Annotated in this window: 1 pseudogene; it reads right to left on the bottom strand. The window is 44.3% G+C overall.

The window, feature by feature from the left end:
- Window positions 1–848: pseudogene (locus tag AB4496_RS26115) on the bottom strand (hypothetical protein); the annotation flags it as partial.

The following is an 848-nucleotide window of genomic DNA, read 5'->3' as shown; positions in this document are numbered from 1 at the left end:
GCAAGCTGCCCTTTTGTGCGTGTTTTTTTGTTTTCTTCCTGTCTTTAAAGCGTGCATTAGCGGCTATTTCAACTCCTAGCTGGGCATTGGTCAATGCGTCGTCACTGTTATCCGTTGAGCTTAAATAGGCGGCTTCAAGTTCTGGTGGTCTGAACAAATTCGGCAGAGTCCCCCTCATTCCATCAATGTCAGATTCAGTAAAGTCTGTGATAACAGAAATTCGCCATAATTCTTCAGCAAGCAACTTATAGCTTTGATCTAATAAAATCATATAAGTGTGGGCTTTATTCTGACATCGGCCAAGTGCAACTATGTTGACACTGCGGTCATATTTTTCATTTTTACGCTTTTGATAAGCTTTTGTTGTTAAATGGGAGGCTAATTTATCCCACAGCAAAATTTTAAGGAGAAGGGGATTAACCATGGTATCCGCCTCTACATCAGTACCTATACCTGCTGTTAAGCCTGCAGCCGCTCTCACTTTAATATCGCCGCTACCGCGTACAACAGCCTCAAGTGCCGCGTTTATTCCAGCGCCAGCACTTACCGAAGCTTCAATTTTAAAACGTGCAGCATCAATACTGCGCGCTTTAAAAACGGCTGTTGTCGATCCCTTCGCTTTAGCACCGATAAAAGCACTACCACCGATAGCGCCGACAATAAACTCATCAGCTCCGAGGATATTGCTGCTGTTGAATGCTCCGTTTACCTGAGCTTTAACTTCCGCGCCGACAAATAAGGACGCTTCGCTTTGTAGAGCAAATAACTGTCCAATACTCAGTTCATGGCTGACTTCAACCATTACGCCAAATTTTGCCGCCAGTTCAAGGTTAACCCCGATATCGATG

This window comes from Vibrio sp. 10N.222.46.A1, from assembly GCF_041473595.1.
GTDB lineage: Bacteria > Pseudomonadota > Gammaproteobacteria > Enterobacterales > Vibrionaceae > Vibrio > Vibrio tasmaniensis_A.
Note: the sequence above shows the minus strand (reverse complement) of the source record. Positions and strands in the feature narration are given on the sequence as shown.